This window comes from Nostoc sp. MS1 (genome assembly GCF_019976755.1).
Taxonomy (GTDB): domain Bacteria; phylum Cyanobacteriota; class Cyanobacteriia; order Cyanobacteriales; family Nostocaceae; genus Trichormus.
Genome location: NZ_AP023441.1, coordinates 3537371 through 3555393 on the forward strand (window position 1 = coordinate 3537371; position 18023 = coordinate 3555393).

The 18023-nt window shown below is 41.3% G+C and carries 6 protein-coding genes; 4 read left to right on the forward strand and 2 right to left on the reverse strand.

What is annotated here, in order from left to right; genetic code table 11:
* Positions 1–221: 221 nt before the first annotated feature.
* The gene (locus NSMS1_RS15325) at positions 222–1532 is read left to right on the forward strand and encodes an ATP-binding protein (protein ID WP_224094992.1); all 1311 of its coding nucleotides are present in this window, start codon (positions 222–224) and stop codon (positions 1530–1532) included.
* Entirely contained in the window at positions 1529–7489 is a 5961-nt protein-coding gene (locus NSMS1_RS15330; RefSeq protein WP_224094994.1) for a hypothetical protein, read from the forward strand. Before NSMS1_RS15325 ends, NSMS1_RS15330 begins: the two co-directional genes overlap by 4 nt.
* On the opposite strand, the gene NSMS1_RS15335 is transcribed toward NSMS1_RS15330, so the two are convergent.
* Both NSMS1_RS15335 and NSMS1_RS15340 read right to left on the reverse strand, forming a co-directional pair.
* Positions 7482–9689, reverse strand: coding sequence for a CHASE2 domain-containing protein (locus NSMS1_RS15335; protein WP_224094996.1), 2208 nt, complete (start codon positions 9687–9689; stop codon positions 7482–7484). The genes NSMS1_RS15330 and NSMS1_RS15335 overlap by 8 nt on opposite strands.
* A 29-nt stretch (positions 9690–9718) precedes the next feature.
* Positions 9719–10474 (reverse strand): DUF928 domain-containing protein, encoded by a 756-nt coding sequence (locus NSMS1_RS15340; protein ID WP_224094998.1) that lies wholly within the window; start codon positions 10472–10474, stop codon positions 9719–9721.
* 426 nt (positions 10475–10900) lie between these two features.
* Here NSMS1_RS15340 and NSMS1_RS15345 point away from each other — a divergent pair, with 426 nt between their 5' ends.
* Positions 10901–11128 (forward strand): hypothetical protein, encoded by a 228-nt coding sequence (locus NSMS1_RS15345; RefSeq protein ID WP_224095000.1) that lies wholly within the window; start codon positions 10901–10903, stop codon positions 11126–11128.
* Between the two features lie 311 nt (positions 11129–11439).
* Positions 11440–18021 carry a HAMP domain-containing protein gene (locus NSMS1_RS15350; protein WP_224095009.1) on the forward strand — a complete coding sequence of 2194 codons (6582 nt, stop codon included), beginning with the start codon at positions 11440–11442 and terminating at the stop codon, positions 18019–18021.
* Positions 18022–18023 lie beyond the last annotated feature (2 nt).

The following is an 18023-nucleotide window of genomic DNA, read 5'->3' on the forward strand; positions in this document are numbered from 1 at the left end:
GCTAAGTTTTATAAAGAGTAAAATAAGGTTTTTGAGTCATTAACTGCAATCACTAAATTAAATAATAAGCCTATCTCAAGCTGTAGCTTGACAATATTTAAAACGTTAAAGCTGATTAATGTCTTATTCTTTTGGAAAAAAATAAAAAATAGGTATTTTTTGGGAAAATTGAACTAAGATTCTGTATAAACTAATGGGGAAACCTTGTGACAAGAGATTGAATGAAACTGGACTTGCAAAAGTTTTATCAGGCGTGCAACCCTAGCAAAACTTTGGCGGTGGAAAACGCCGAGGATCAACAATACTATATTGATTTTGCCTCAGTTCGGGGAGGCAGAATTATTGAAGAATTAAGAGACAATATTACATTTTTCTCGCCCGATGAGCCTACCTGTGAACTTTTTACAGGGCATATTGGTTGCGGTAAATCTACAGAATTGCTCAGACTCAAAGCCGAATTAGAACAAGCAGGTTTTCATGTAGTGTATTTTGAGTCTAGTCAAGATTTAGAAATGAGTGATGTGGATATAGGGGATATTCTACTAGCGATCGCTCGTCGTGTTGCCGAAAGTCTTGACAGTTTGGAAAAACAACTAAAAATCCCTGAACCTAAAGGGCTGAGGAAAATCATCGAAGGTGCAGCCAAACTAGTACAGGTAGAAATTGAATGGTCGGCTGAGTTTACATTAGGGATAGGCAAGATTACCGCCAAAGTCAAAAATAGCCCTGAGTTGCGTAACAAGTTAAGAGAATATCTCGGCCCCCGTACCAAAAGCATTTTAGATGTTATTAACGAGGAATTAATAGAGTCTGCTACCGATAAACTCAAGCAACACAATAAGAAAGGACTGGTAGTCATTGTTGATAATCTTGACCGTCTGGATATTTCGCAAAAGCCTTGGGGAAGACCGCAACCAGAATATATATTTGTCGATCGGGGTGAACAGTTACGCCAACTCAAATGTCATGTAGTTTATACAATTCCCCTATCGTTGAGGTTTTCCAATGATATAGAACGGTTAACCCAGCGATTTATGGTAGACCCTAAAGTATTACCAATGGTTCCCGCGCAGCAACGTAATGGCTTCATTTGTGAAGAAGGGATGTATTTACTAAAACAAATGGTGCTGGCGCGGGCTTTTCCCTATGTACCGGAAACAGAACGATTGAATTTGATTTCGCAAATATTCGATCAGCCGCAAACTTTCGAGAGGTTGTGTCTGGTGAGTGGCGGTCATGTGCGCGAATTACTCCGCCTGCTTTACGATTGGATTAAAAAGCAAAGAAAATTGCCATTAGAGCGAGAAATATTAGAAAGTGTGGTCAGATATCGCTGTAATCAAATGGCTTTGGCAATTACTGATGATGAGTGGGAACTACTGCGTCAAGTAGCGAAAAATCACAGAGTCAACGGTGATGAAGGATATCGCAGTTTAATACACAGTCGGTTTGTCTATGAATATTGCGATCGCAATGGTTTTTGGTTTGGGATTAATCCTATGTTGGCAGAAGCACCAGGGTTAAAGTTATGAGAACTGATAATAATGACAATTCTTTAGAGGAATTAAATTGGGCGATCGCCACTTCTCAAGGAGAATTTTCGCTGATTTTGGCATTGTGTAATGCTAGAACTGTGAGAAATCAGTTGGTAGAAAGTCTCAAAGCCTCATCTTCACCAGAAATTAGGGAGATAGTTTTGGCTAAGTCGGTGACGACATTGTACAAAACTCTCCAAGATGCTGTGGGTAATGAACATCCCCAGGCGTTGATGGTTTCTGGTTTAGAGTCAGTCAATAATTTAGAACAGGTTTTAACCACTGCAAACCAAGTCAGGGAAGAATTTAGGCGGAACTTTCACTTTCCCTTAGTATTGTGGGTGACGGATGAGGTGCTACAAAAACTCATGCGGTTAGCACCGGATATCCACAGTTGGAGTACGACAGTTGAATTTGCGATCGCCAGTAATGACCTAACTGATTTTATCGAACAAACTGCCGATGAGGTCTTTGAAAAAGTGTTAGCGGCTGGTGCGGGGAGATTTCTTGATGCGACAGCGCTGAATTTACAAGTTGGTTCTCCTCGGCGGATGGAGTTAGAGTCAGCCAGAAATGAATTACAAAATCGGCGGTTAAATCTGAGTCCAGAACTAGAAGCGAGTTTAGAATTTCTTTTAGGTCGAGTTACTTCTAGTCCAATGGAGCGATCGCGACAACATTATGAACGTAGTTTACAACTTTTGGGACAAGTTTCCCCAACTCCCCAAATCTTAGAGCGACGAGCTTGTTTACTCTACTGTCTGGGTTTATGGTGGTTAACATACGCCGCACTCAATCACCGAGAACAACAACCAGCACAAATCCAAGCCAAAGAATATTTTCAGCAGTGTGTCACAGGCTTTGAGTCTGCTAACCGCCAAGATTTAGTGGCCAAGTTTATCAATGCTTTAGGAGTAGTATTGCAAGCACTCCAAGAGTGGACAGAGTTAGAAACTGTGGCGACTAAAGCATTAGCTTTGCATCAAGCATATCCTCATACATTCAAGGTAGCTAGAGCTTACGGGTTTTTGGCTGAAGTGGCGATATCAAAATTACAGTGGAATGAAGCCAAAGAAAAAGCGGAACAAGCCATTAAGCTGTTAGATAGCGCACAAGTAGATACAACTGTTCCCGTATCTGCGGAGATGGAAGCAGATTTAGACTGGGAAAATTCCTATCATCGGGGTTGGTACTTGTTTGCATTAGGGCGATCGCAATCCACACTCAATCAACCACAAGCAGCATTGCAAACCTTAGAAACTGCTAGTACCCAAACTAAACACCAGTATGATCCTGAGTTATATATTAGCATCTTAGGTAAGTTACGTGACCTCTACTTCCAGCAAGGCGAATATCTCAAAGCATTTAATATTAGACAAGAGCAGCGATCGCTAGAACAACAATATGGTTTTCGTGCGTTCATTGGTGCAGGTAGATTGCAACCACAACAGATAGTAAATAACCCTGCTTTATTATTAGTTGAAAAACAAGATATCGTTGCTCAAGAAATCGCCGCCTCTGGCAGACAACAAGATATTATTCGCCTAATTGAGCGCATGGGTCAACCAGACCGCAAACTCACAATTATTCATGGACAATCAGGCGTAGGCAAAAGTTCAATTTTACAAGCTGGATTAGTCCCCGCCTTAAAACAAAGGTCTATCGGTGTGCGTGATGTTTTACCAGTATTACTACAAGTATATCCCGATTGGGTACAAGATTTAGGTAAAGCTTTAAAAAACAGTATTTTACAAGTCAAACATTTTCTCCCAGCCGAAGCGGATATCAATCCTACTTTAGATTCTACAAACGCCATCATCACTCAACTAACAAAACATGATGATTACAACCTACTAACAGTCCTCATCTTTGATCAATTTGAAGAATTTTTCTTTATCTACAAAGACCCAACCAGCAGACGACCTTTTTACGAATTTTTGCGCGAATGCCTTGATACACCATTTGTCAAAGTTATTTTATCCTTACGAGAAGATTATTTACACTACCTTTTAGAGTGTAATAATCGCCTAGCCGATTTTGAAGTAATCAATAACAACATTTTAGATAAAGACATTCTTTACTACTTAGGTAATTTCTCACCCAAAGACACTAAATCTATCATCCAAATTCTCACAACTAAAACTCAAGTTTTTTTAGAAGCAACCTTAGTAGATGAATTAGTTAGAGATTTAGCACGAGATTTAGGAGAAGTCAGACCAATTGAGCTACAAGTAGTAGGAGCGCAATTACAAACTGATAAGATAATAAAACTAGAACAGTATCAAGAAAATGGGCCAAAAGAAAAATTTGTAGGGCGCTTTTTAGCAGAAATTGTTAAAGATTGTGGTGCTGAGAATGAACAAATAGCCAAGCTAGTCTTATATTTACTTACGGATGAAAACAATACAAGACCCTTAAAAACCCGCGCTGATTTAGAACTAGAGTTAGATGTCACAGATGAAAAACTAGATTTAGTTTTAGAAATACTAGTTAAATCAGGTTTAGTATTGCGAGTTCCCGCCTCACCTGCTGACCGCTATCAGCTAGTACATGATTATTTAGTACCATTTGTTCGGCAACAACAATCAGCTAGATTAATTGCTGAACTAGAAAAAGAAAGAGAACAAAGAAAGTTAACAGAAGCAAAATTAAATGCTGTTCTCCAAGAGCAACTTCTAGAAGCACGGCGTGGTTTGCTCTGGAAAGTTTCATCAGCAACCATTATAGGAGCATTGGCAATATTTTTACCTTTTATATTAATTAATCAAAACAATGCTCAACTTCAAGCTATGAGTGCTAAAGCCAAAAGATCATTAACATCCAATCGAGATTTAGAAGCATTAGTAGAAAGTTTAAGAGCAGGAAAACGACTACAACAATGGTGGTCAGTTGGGGTATCACCGGAAACAGAGATGCAGGTAAAAACTGCTTTACAAGACACAGCCTATACGATTAGAGAAATTAATAGTCTAGAAGGTCATGTTGATAGTGTGACTAGTGTAAGTTTTAGTTACGATGGTCAAAAGGTAGTTTCTGGTAGCGCTGATGGTACAGTCATAATATGGAGCGTAAATGGCGAACAGTTGGATAAGTTTAAACCTTATGATAAGAAAATTACCAATCTCAGATTTACACCTGATAATAAAAAAGTAATAGTTAGTAGTGAAGACAAAATATTAAAGCTTTTGAATTTAAAAAGTAAAAAAACAACTAGTTTTCAAAGTAGTGAAGGTGAGATCACAACTTTTACTATTAGTTCTAATGGCGAACAAGTTATTTCTGGTGATACCAACGGTAAAATTACATTTTGGGATCTTAATGGAATAAAAATTAAGAGATTACCACAGGGTCATAATAAAAGTATTAAAAGTTTAAGCATTAGTCGAGATGGTCAGCTAATTGTTTCTAGCAGTACGGATAACACAGTTAATCTATGGAACATTAATGGTGAAAAAATCAAAACCTGGACAGAAGATATTATCAAAGCTGAGTTCAGCTTTGATAATAAAATAATTATTTTATTGGGGAGTAGTTATTTAAAACTAGTGCGTCTTGATGGCTCTCTGATTAGGTCGCTTAGTTCTACTAACGGATATTTTCAATTATATCCTGATAATCTAACTTTGACATCTGTGTCTTTTAACTCATCGGACATATATATAGAGACTTCAGAACTAAACACAAATAATAAATATGGGTTTTCCCTATTAGGACATAAAAATACAGTCAACAGTGTTAGCGTCAGCCCTGATGGGAAAATGTTAGTCTCTGGAAGTGATGACAAAACTGTAAAATTATGGAATTTGGAAAATAAACCTTTTGAAATAACCGATGAAGCCCGTTTAGATGAGGTTGTTTTTGGCCCAAATAATAAACTTATTGCTCTAAATAATAATAAGAATAAAGTCCAGATATGGCAACCAGACAAAAATATTAAAACACTGATACCAGGAAATAATTCAAAGATTAATTTTAGTAGCGATAGTCAGAAGTTAGTTTCTGCAAGCCAGGAGAGCGTTGTGCAAATTTGGCAGCAGGATGGAAAATTTATTAAGACAATCGAAGGTGAGGTTGTAGATGGAAGTTTTAGTCGTGATGGTAGGACTATTGCTTTAATAAAAGGTGATAATACAGTAGCACTGTATTCTAGTAATGGTCAGCTAATTAAGTTGTTAAAAAGACACAAGTATAAAATTAATGAAATTTACTTTAGTGCTGATGGAGAAACGTTAATAACAGTTAGTCAAGAGTCTACTAATATCTGGAAAAGAGATGGAACATTGATCGGTACAATCAATGCTCCAATTCGCAATATTGGCTTGAGGAAAAATGGAGAAAATTTAGTTACTTTAGATAATAATAATATTATAAAATTTTTAAAACCGAACGGTAAATTAATCAAATCTTTAAGCTCGGATGATTTAATGGAGCTTAGTGTTAGCCCAGATGGTGAAATAGTAATAATTCAAAATAGAGTTAAGGATAATGATAAGAAGCAGATAGAAATTTGGCGGATGGATGGCAAGTTGATCACTAAACTCTCTGCACCAAATAAAGAACAAAGCATATCCGACGCTCAATTTATACTAAATCAGAAAGTTATTGTCACTATTAGTAATGATAGAAAAATTTTATTATGGAGTTATAATGGTAATCTTCTTTCAAGTTTTGATTTTAAAAATTTCGTGAGTAATATATATATGTATGTTTTCAGTGCTAATTATAAAAACTTAGCAGTTTGGGAACGTGCCAATCAAATCAAAATCTTCAAAAATGATGGAACTGTTATCAAAGCTATTAATTTAAAAACAAAGGAAATAAACTATGGCACAAATATAAATACTGATATAAACTTTAGTCCAGATGGGAAAGCATTAGCCGTTCGTACGAATACAGACACTATCGAAATTTGGGGAATTGACGGTACTTTTATAACAACCATAACAGGTTTTTCTAATGATAGAATAGAACGGTTTGTGAGAGAGAATGAAAATTATAATGACTATTATATACCATTTCTCTTTAGTTTAGACAGACAAAATATTGCTATTCGTACAGGAGACAATACTGTAAAATTATGGAGGCTTAAAAAGTATGGCCCTGCCAAAGATGTAACTTTAAAAAATATTGATTATGGAATTAATGTTATTTCAAATATGTTTTATATTCCTAATACCGATAAATTAGCAATTTCTGGCATTAAGGACAATGTAAAAATGTGGCAACTTCCCAAAACTTCCAACCAAGCAGTGCAAGAGTTGCAGATTTTAAGAGGACATAAAAATATAATTGCAGATGTAGCCATCAATCCTAAAGCTAACATAGTTGCTTCAGCTAGTTATGATGATAAAACAGTTAAACTCTGGGGCAGAAATGGTACTGTCATTTATAATTTTTTTGGGCATAAAAAGAAAGTAAATAGTGTCAGCTTTAACCCAAATGGTGATTTAATTGCTTCTGCCAGTGATGATAAAACAGTGAAAGTATGGAAACTAGACGGTACTGTAATGAAATCCTTTGAAGAACATGGTAATGGAGTAACGAGTGTTATATTTAGCCCAAACGGTAAGTTAATTGCTTCTGCTAGTAAAGACAATACTGTAAAAATTTGGAGTTTAAATAATCAAGAAGTTGTTACTTTAAATAATGAGGAACCGGTTACTAATATCAGTTTCAGTCCTGATAGCAAAATTATTGCTTCTGCTGATTCTAAAACAGTTAAACTCTGGAGCTTAGATGGTACTTTGTTAACTATCTATGAACGTTTTGGTGCAGGAGACGTGAGTTTTAGCCCAGTAGACCAGACTATCGCTGCTGCTGGTCAGAAAATTTCGCTTTGGGATTTTGATTTGCAAACACTCCTCAAACGTGGTTGCAATGCGGCGCGTGATTATCTTCAGAATAACCCTAAAGTGGACGATCGCGATCGCCATTTATGCGACGATGTTAAATAAGTTGACGCAAAGAATCAGCCGCCTGCGGTGGCACATTGGTAAACCGTAACAAAAACTGGTTTTCTTCACATTGCTTAATTACTTTGGCATAGATATCTACAGTAGCTAGTTGCGCTTCATGTAATAGCTTCAGTTTGATATTAGCTAAGTTTTGTAAAAGATGAGATGAGTTTAATAACGCTTTCTTTTCACTCAAACTTATTAATTCACCAGAGAATAATGTACCCACTGCCTGTTTACCTTGCAAAACTTGATATTCCACAGGTACAGGAGATTTTAATTGCACCATCACATCATTATCTTCTGGCAGAGATAAGTTATATTCACCGCCAATCCCACTGACTTCATATATAGTAATTAATTCTTTAATTCCCTTGGGTTCGATTTGCATTTGTCCGATAATTTGCAAATCAACTTTGGCATCTTGGCGCGTATGTTCGGAAATTAAAACTTGTCCTCCTACTGTATAGGTTTCAATTCTCGCTGCTAAATTTACATGACTTCCAACCACTGTATATTGGGCGCGTGTTTGTGAACCAATATTTCCTGCCACTACCTCACCAGTATTAATGCCAATTCCCATTTCTAGCTGGGGTAAATTTAACTGGCGATTTTGTTCATTCACTTGTATCATTGCCCTTTGCATAGCAATTGCACAAGCGATCGCCCTTTGGGAGTCATCAGGACGACAAATAGGCGCACCAAACATGATAAAAATCCCATCGCCCATAAACTCATTAATCGTACCTTTGTACTGATTAATCACATCAGTCATCACACCTAAATACAGATTGATCATCTGCACCACTTGTTCAGGCGATAACTGTTCTGACATGGCAGAAAACCCGCGCAAGTCGGAAAATAACACCGTTACCTTGCGCCGTTCACCGCCCAACTTTAAACCAGATGGTGTTTCTAAAATATTGGACAGTACCTCATCAGTTAAATAACGCCCAATATTTTTCCGCATTTCGCCAACACTTTGGGCAATGTAGAGAGAAACTGCGATCGCAGATCCACCAAATGCTAGTAGAGAAGGAACGACAGGAAGCCACCAACCAGCGACAAACGCCCAAAAGCTACCACCAACTATCCCCGCGCCAATTAGGGGAACACCCACAAATAATACAATTCTTTGATGTTTGTTGTTACGTTGTTGCCAACGCAAACTAGCACCAATTATCGACCAACCCAAAATTAACAACCATTCCCAACTTTCGGGTAAAGTCTTAATTAGTGGACGACCATCTAAAGCCGCACTCAAAATTTGACTAACTAAGTTAGCGTGAATTGTCACACCCGCCATTCGTTCCGGCGCGGACAATAATCGGCTACTGTAAGGTGTGTAGAATATATCCTTTAAACTCTCAGCCGTCGCCCCAATTAATACCACCTTCCCCCGCATCAAGTCTGGAGGCAGGCGATTTTCTTGCACTTGTGTTAAAGATACCTTGGTAAATTGCTGTATCTGTCCTCGGTAATTTAATAGGACTTGATAACTTCTCGCATCAGCGCGGACGTAACCCCCATCATCAGCCTCAAAGATGGGGAATACACCTTGATTTAACTGTAAATAATTGGGGTTACTAGCGGCTGGTTTTTCTGTAATACCTTCCGGCTTCAAATACAGCAATGCCAACTTCAAAGCAAAGCTTTCAAGAACATCATCCGTGTTCACGTTGACATACAACAATCCCCGGCGAATCTTCCCATCCCCATCTAAAGGTAAATCGTTAGAACCGATTTGATTCTTTTGCTTCAATATTGGGGAAGGATTCACAGCAGAACTATCAGCCGTATCAGAAAGTTTCTGCACCCCAATCAAATTAGGCGTAGATGCCAACAGCTTAACTAAAGCCTCATGCCCAGGATTTACAGGTAAATCACGATAAACATCTAAACCGATCGCCCGTGGTTGTTGTTGTTTAATAGTATTTAATACACTAGCCAAAGCCTCATCAGACATTGGCCACTGTGACTGCTTACGGACATCAGCCTCGTTAATCTCAACTATCACAATCCGACTATCTGGCGGTTCTGGTGGACGCAGCAAAAAAAGCTGGTCTAACGCTGCCAACTCTAGTAACTGTAACAGTCCTGTCAACCGTAGACCAATTAGCAAAACTGTAATATTGGGAACTGCGAAGACAACACCCCGCCATTGCCAAAATAGTGGTTTTAGTTTTACTAGTACATTCAAGGGTTTAATTCCTCGATATGAAGATGTCTTTAATTTTGAATTTTGAATTTTGAATTTTGAATTGTTAAAAGTGGTTCAGAGGCGATCGCGCTTAACTTCACCGATTGTAAAAATTGCCGCCAGTTCAATATATGAGTTAAGTTCTTTGGTTCACTACGGCGTAACTGTACCAAACTAGCCAACGCCTCATACCAAATTCCCGCCTCAGCATAAATAGAGGGTAAGTTTCGTGCATTGGCTTTTGCTAATGCCTGTGATATTGATGAATCAGGTTGAATCCGTTCTACCCAGCCATCAACTGTAGGATTACCGCTAAAATCTTGCTGATTACAAGCCAGAGTCAGATACCAACGGTAAGTTTTACCTATTTCTAAGGTAGGGGAATTTTCAGGTAAAGTGTAGCCAATGATTCCCGATTTATTGGGTAGTGTGAGCGTGGTTTCGTAAAGTAGCTTTTTTTCTGGATAAGTTACCAGTGCCAAATTAGCAGTTTTCGCTGAGTTTTGTGGTACAAACCAAAACAATGTCGGGCGTTCAGAAAACGTCAACCCTAATTTATTTGTAGGTATCAGGGGAGTTAGAGATTTATTTTCAGTGATACAAGAAGAAGAACCACGGGTAGATCCACCAGCGCTGACAGGGGGGCCTTGTCGTTTTGGTGGCTTAAATGCTTGGCTGATCTGCCAACTTTCTTGATGTACCATTGCCGCAGAAAGCTGGAGGCTATTTAACGGTAGAAGCAAGGCGATAATAGATAAAGATAGAGGAAACTGAATATACTTCATGATTGTTTGAGAAATGCTTTAGTGTGCGACATTAATAAACTGGGCTGGATGTAAAGGTAGACAATCACCTAACCACACCAAGTATTCCCAAAATTCAACCCAGACTTTACTCTCAAGTAACGACTTTTAATAAGCGCATCAAGAAAGAGGCTTTGCCACCCATATAATGTTCCCTAACAGGTAATTATTTTATGGTTGTGAAGATTTAATTAGTGGGGAGTATGCTATTTAATTCCTCTGCTTTTATCTTTATCTTCCTACTCATTACTTTTATTATCTTTTTTGGCTTGTCTTACCTCGCTTCGTCAAAGCATCTATAATCTGGCTGACAGTCGCTTTGCTATTTTTTTAAGTCCACTAGGATTTTGTTAATTTCCCTGTAATGGTAGTATCACATTATCTTTAACCATCTAATAGGCGAATTGATTGCTAAAGCAGAACTACATTAAAAGTTCATCTTATAAAAAGGAAACTGGTACGTCTTACAAAGAAGATACAGTTGCCCAAGATGTAGGAGTTTATCTAACACCCAACAATATTAAATCACATCTGATAAAAGCACGTTTTGACAGGGATAATTGGGCAAAAGTAAATCCTAATGATGCTGAGTTGGTAAAAGCAATTAAACCAAAAAGCTCAGTGAACTATCCATAAATGCAAGTATAGGCCTTACCAACTAAAAATTAATTAGTCCTATATCTTTAGATATATGCCATTAGTTATAGGTAATAAAACTATTTTTTGTAAATATCAAAAAAATTTTCTGACAACTACCTGACTAACTAAATAGCAGTTATGATTTGCTAAGTAGTATTTTTCCAATTATTAGGCATACTATTTTTTCATCTGTAATACTCAGAGAATTAATTAATTCTTAGAATTAAGTCGCACAAGATTTTCATTTCACATTACTCTCAACTATTCACAAGAGTAAAAAGACCGCGTAATTATTGAAGGGCTAGACTATGGCAACCGAACAATTAACCAGAGAAACCGATGAACTCGATTTAAAACAGCTATTAAAAACATTAACGGCTGTGAAAAAGGGTGATTTTTCTGCGCGGATGCCTCTTGATCAAACAGGTCTAGCGGGTAAAATTGCAGATACACTCAATGATATTATCGACCAGAATGAGCGCATGGCAGCCGAGCTTAAGCGCATTAGTAATGTTGTCGGCAAGGAAGGGAAAATTACTGAACGCGCTTCTTTAGGAAATGTGCGTGGTTCTTGGACAGAATGTGTCAATTCTGTCAATACCCTAATTACAGATTTAGTTCAACCGACGGCGGAAACTACGCGGGTAATTCGGGCTGTAGCTAATGGGGATTTATCGCAAACCATCGCCACAGAAATTGATGGTAGACCCCTCAAGGGTGAGTTTCGTCAAACAGCTAATATCGTTAATACGATGGTGACGCGGCTGAGTTCCTTTGCGGGTGAGGTAACGCGGGTAGCCAGGGAAGTAGGGACTGAGGGTAAGTTAGGCGTACAAGCCCAAGTCCAAGGCGTGGCGGGTACGTGGAAAGATTTGACAGATAACGTTAACTTGATGGCGGGGAACCTGACAGGACAGGTAAGAAATATTGCCGAAGTTGCAACCGCGATCGCCAACGGTGACTTATCCAAGAAAATTACTGTGGATGTGAAAGGCGAAATTCTGGAGTTGAAAAACACCGTCAATACAATGGTGGATCAACTTAACTCCTTTGCATCAGAAGTAACCAGGGTAGCGCGGGAAGTAGGAACCGAAGGGAAGTTAGGCGTACAAGCAGAAGTCCGAGGCGTAGCGGGTACGTGGAAAGATTTGACAGATAATGTCAACCTGATGGCGGGGAACCTGACAGCCCAGGTAAGAAATATTGCCGAAGTGACGACGGCGGTAGCCAATGGCGACTTGTCGAAGAAAATTACTGTGGATGTGAAGGGTGAAATTTTGGAGTTGAAAAACACCGTTAACATCATGGTGGATCAACTTAACTCCTTTGCATCAGAAGTAACAAGGGTAGCGCGGGAAGTAGGCGCAGAAGGAAAATTAGGCGGTCAAGCAGAAGTCCGAGGCGTAGCGGGTACGTGGAAAGATTTGACCGACTCTGTGAATTTCATGGCGGGAAGTTTGACAGCCCAGGTAAGAAATATTGCCGAAGTGACGACGGCGGTAGCCAATGGTGACTTGTCGAAGAAAATCACCGTAGATGTGAAGGGTGAAATTTTGGAGTTGAAGAACACGATTAATACAATGGTGGATCAACTCAACTCCTTTGCATCGGAGGTAACTAGAGTAGCGCGGGAAGTGGGAACCGAAGGAAAATTAGGCGTACAAGCAGAAGTGCGAGGCGTGGCGGGTACGTGGAAGGATTTGACGGATAACGTGAATCTGATGGCGGGGAACCTGACAGGACAGGTAAGAAATATTGCCGAAGTTGCAACGGCGATCGCCAATGGTGACTTATCGAAGAAAATTACTGTAGATGTGAAGGGCGAAATCTTCGAGTTGAAGAACACAATCAACATCATGGTTGATCAACTCAGTTCCTTTGCATCAGAAGTAACCAGGGTAGCGCGGGAAGTAGGAAGCGAAGGAAAATTAGGTGTACAAGCCGATGTGCGCGGTGTGGCGGGTACGTGGAAGGACTTAACCGACTCTGTGAACTTCATGGCGGGGAGTTTGACAGCCCAGGTAAGAAATATTGCGGAAGTAACGACAGCTGTAGCGACTGGTGACTTATCAAAGAAAATCACCGTGGATGTGAAGGGTGAAATCTTAGAGTTGAAAAACACGATTAATACAATGGTAGATCAACTCAACTCTTTTGCATCGGAAGTAACCAGGGTAGCGCGAGAGGTAGGAAGCGAAGGGAAATTAGGTGTACAAGCCGATGTGCGCGGTGTGGCGGGTACGTGGAAGGACTTGACCGACTCTGTGAACTTCATGGCGGGGAGTTTGACAGCCCAGGTAAGAAATATTGCCGAAGTGACAACGGCTGTAGCGACTGGTGACTTATCGAAGAAAATCACCGTGGATGTGAAGGGTGAAATCTTAGAGTTGAAAAACACGATTAATACAATGGTGGATCAACTCAGTTCCTTTGCATCAGAAGTAACTAGAGTAGCGCGAGAGGTGGGAACCGAAGGGAAGTTAGGCGTACAAGCAGAAGTGCGAGGCGTGGCAGGTACGTGGAAAGACTTAACCGGCGCGGTAAATATGATGGCGGGGAACCTGACAGACCAGGTAAGAAACATTGCCGAAGTTGCAACGGCGATCGCTAATGGTGACTTATCGAAGAAAATTACAGTACAGGTCAAAGGCGAAATTTTAGAGTTGAAAAACACTATCAATATCATGGTGGATCAACTCAACTCCTTCGCCTCAGAAGTAACCAGGGTAGCGCGGGAAGTAGGTAGCGAAGGGAAGTTAGGCGTACAAGCCGATGTCAAAGGTGTCGCGGGTACGTGGAAAGACCTCACCGACAGCGTGAACTTCATGGCGGGGAGTTTGACAGCCCAGGTGCGAAACATTGCGGCGGTGACGACGGCTGTAGCGAATGGCGACTTGTCGAAGAAGATTTCTGTGGATGTTAAAGGGGAAATTTTAGAGTTGAAAAACACCGTCAATACAATGGTGGATCAACTCAACTCCTTCGCATCGGAAGTAACGCGGGTAGCGCGGGAGGTGGGAACCGAAGGGAAGTTAGGCGTACAAGCAGAAGTAAAAGGTGTAGCGGGTACGTGGAAGGACTTAACCGACTCTGTGAACTTTATGGCGGGAAGTTTGACAGCCCAGGTGCGGAACATCGCCGAAGTGACGACGGCTGTAGCGAATGGTGACTTGTCGAAGAAGATTACTGTGGATGTGAAGGGCGAAATTTTGGAGTTGAAAAACACGATAAATACAATGGTGGATCAACTCAACTCCTTTGCATCAGAAGTAACTAGAGTAGCACGGGAGGTGGGAACCGAGGGTAAGTTGGGTGTACAAGCCTATGTCCGGGGCGTGGCGGGTACGTGGAAAGACTTAACCGACAATGTGAACTCAATGGCGGGGAACCTCACAGCCCAGGTGCGGAACATCGCCGAAGTGACGAAGGCGGTGGCGAATGGCGACTTGTCGAAGAAAATTACCGTGGATGTGAAAGGTGAAATTCTCGACTTGAAGAACACGATTAATACAATGGTGGATCAACTCAGTTCCTTCGCCTCGGAAGTAACGCGGGTAGCGCGGGAGGTGGGAACCGAAGGGAAATTGGGCGGTCAAGCCGTGGTGCAAGGTGTGGCGGGTACGTGGAAAGATTTAACCGACAACGTGAACTCGATGGCGGGGAACTTGACAGCCCAAGTGCGGGGTATCGCCAGAGTCGTGACGGCGGTAGCGAATGGCGACTTGAAACGCAAACTGATGTTAGATGCTAAGGGAGAAATCGAAACCTTGGCGGAAACCATCAACGAAATGATTGATACCCTAGCCACCTTTGCCAATCAAGTAACGACAGTGGCGCGGGAAGTGGGTATCGAAGGGAAGTTGGGCGGTCAAGCTAAAGTTCCAGGGGCGGCGGGTACGTGGAAAGACCTCACCGACAACGTAAACGAACTAGCGGCAACATTAACTACACAGTTACGGGCGATCGCCGAAGTAGCCACAGCAGTAACCAAGGGCGATTTAACCCGTTCTATCGCCGTAGCCGCCGAAGGTGAGGTAGCCATCCTCAAAGACAACATCAACCAGATGATTGCTAACCTGCGGGAGACTACCCAGAAGAACACCGAACAAGACTGGTTAAAGACCAACCTCGCCAAGTTCACCCGGATGCTGCAAGGTCAGCGCGACTTAGAAACTGTCTCCAAACTCATCCTTTCCGAACTTGCACCATTGGTAGGCGCACAACATGGCGTATTCTACTTAATGGAAAGTGCAGAACATCAAGCATACCTGAAACTCCTCAGCACCTACGCCTACCGCGAACGCAAACATCTAGCCAACCGCTTCCAATTGGGTGAGGGTTTGGTAGGACAATGTGCTTTAGAAAAAGAGCGGATTTTATTAACAGAAGTACCCAACGATTATGTAAAAATTAGCTCCGGTTTAGGCGAAGCTAATCCCCTCAATGCAGTCGTGCTACCAGTTCTATTTGAAGGACAAGTAACAGCCGTCATTGAACTCGCATCCTTCCGTCGCTTTAGTGAAATTCACCTGACATTCTTCGATCAACTCACCGAAAGTATTGCGATCGTTCTCAACACCATCGCCGCCTCGATGCGTACCGAAGAACTCCTCAAACAATCCCAATCCTTAGCTGAGGAACTACAAACCCAACAAAACGAACTGCGGGAAACGAACAAGCGCCTAGAACAACAAGCCCAATCCCTCAAAGCCTCAGAAGATTTACTCCGGGGACAACAAGACGAGTTACAACAAACCAACGCCGAACTAGAAGAAAAAGCAGAACTGTTAGCCTTACAGAAAAAAGAAGTTGAACGGAAGAATCGAGAAATCGAACAAGCTAGACGTTCCTTAGAAGAGAAAGCCGAACAATTAGCCCTTTCATCTAAATACAAATCCGAGTTCTTGGCGAATATGTCCCATGAACTGCGGACACCCCTAAATAGCTTGTTGATTTTGGCAAAATTATTAACAGATAACTTTGATGGTAATCTCACCGCCAAACAAGTCGAATATAGCCAAACAATTTACTCGGCGGGGAATGAACTACTGGCATTAATTAACGATATTTTGGATTTAGCCAAAATCGAATCGGGAACTATGTCAATACATACAACCCCGATGCTGTTAACAGAATTTGCTGAACAGATTGAGCGGAGTTTTGGGCAAATCGCTCACAATAAAGGACTAGCTTTCACAGTTGAATTAGCGCCAGAGTTACCTAAAAACATCAACACCGATGTGAAGCGCTTACAACAAGTCCTCAAAAATCTTCTCTCCAACGCCTTTAAATTTACAGATAGCGGGGAAGTCTGCCTACGGGTAGAAGTCGCTAAACAAGGATGGAGTCTCACCCAACAAAGCTTAAACCGCGCCCAAACTGTCATTGCCTTTGCTGTGCGTGATACTGGGATTGGTATTGCCCCCGACAAACAAAAAATCATCTTTGAAGCCTTCCAGCAAGCCGACGGTACAACCAGCCGCAAATACGGCGGTACAGGATTAGGCTTATCTATTAGTAGAGAAATTGCTCACCTATTGGGTGGTGAAATTAAACTAACTAGTACCCCAGGTGAAGGTAGCATATTTACCTTCTTCCTTCCCTTACAAAATGCTGAGGTAGCGCCACCATCCCCCACTCCCTACTCCCCACTTCCAACTACCCAGTCGCCACTCGTAATTGACGATCGCGCCAGTATCACCACTACCTCATTAGATAATAATATTCTGCTAATTATCGAGGATGACGTTAATTTCGCCCGAATTTTGGTAGATATGGCACGTCAAAATGGATTCCAAGTAATTACCGCCCAAACTGGCACATCTGGTCTGCAACTAGCTAAGGAATTTCTGCCAATGGCGATATTACTAGATATTCGTCTCCCGGAAATGGATGGATGGACAGTGCTAGACCGCTTGAAACACGACCCCACTACCCGCCATATACCAGTACATATCATGACCGTCGAGGAAGGACGGCAAAGGGGTTTACAATTAGGTGCGATCGCCTACTTACAAAAACCAGTCACCAGCGAAGCCATATCCGAAGCCCTAGACAAAATTAGAGGTTTCGTGGAACGGCGGGTAAAAAGTCTCCTAGTAGTTGAAGATAACGATCTACAACGTCAAAGTATTGTCGACCTGATCGGTAATAGCGATGTCGCCACCGTTGCCGTAGGTACAGGTGCAGCCGCCCTCGAAGCCATTCGCACTCAGCAGTTCGATTGCTTAGTCTTGGATTTGGGTCTACCTGATATGACAGGCTTTGAACTCATCGAACAGATTAAGCTAGAACCCAACGGCATAACCTTACCCATCATCGTTTATACAGGTAGAGAAATCAGCAAAAATCAAGAAACAGAACTGCGACGCATGGCTGAGACAATTATCGTTAAAGATGTGCGATCGCCCGAACGTCTCCTCGATGAAACCGCACTCTTCCTCCACCGTGTCCAAGCAAACTTACCCGCACCCAAACGTCAAATCCTCGAACAACTGCATTCCCATGATTACTCCCTAGCAGGGAAAAAAGTGCTAATTGTAGACGATGATGTGCGTAACATCTTCGCTCTCACCAGTATGCTAGAACGCCATCAAATGGTGGTACTCTACGCCGAAAACGGTAGAGAAGGGATCAACCTGTTAGAAACCACACCAGATATTGATGTGGTCTTAATGGATATAATGATGCCAGAAATGGATGGCTACGAAACCACTCAACTAATTCGCCAAAGAGAGCAATTTAGGGATTTACCAATTATTGCCCTCACTGCTAAAGCCATGCAAGGCGATCGCGACCAGTGCATAGCCGCCGGCGCATCCGACTACATCGCCAAACCAGTGGATACAGAACAGTTGTTGTCTCTGTTGCGGGTTTGGTTGTATCGGTAATT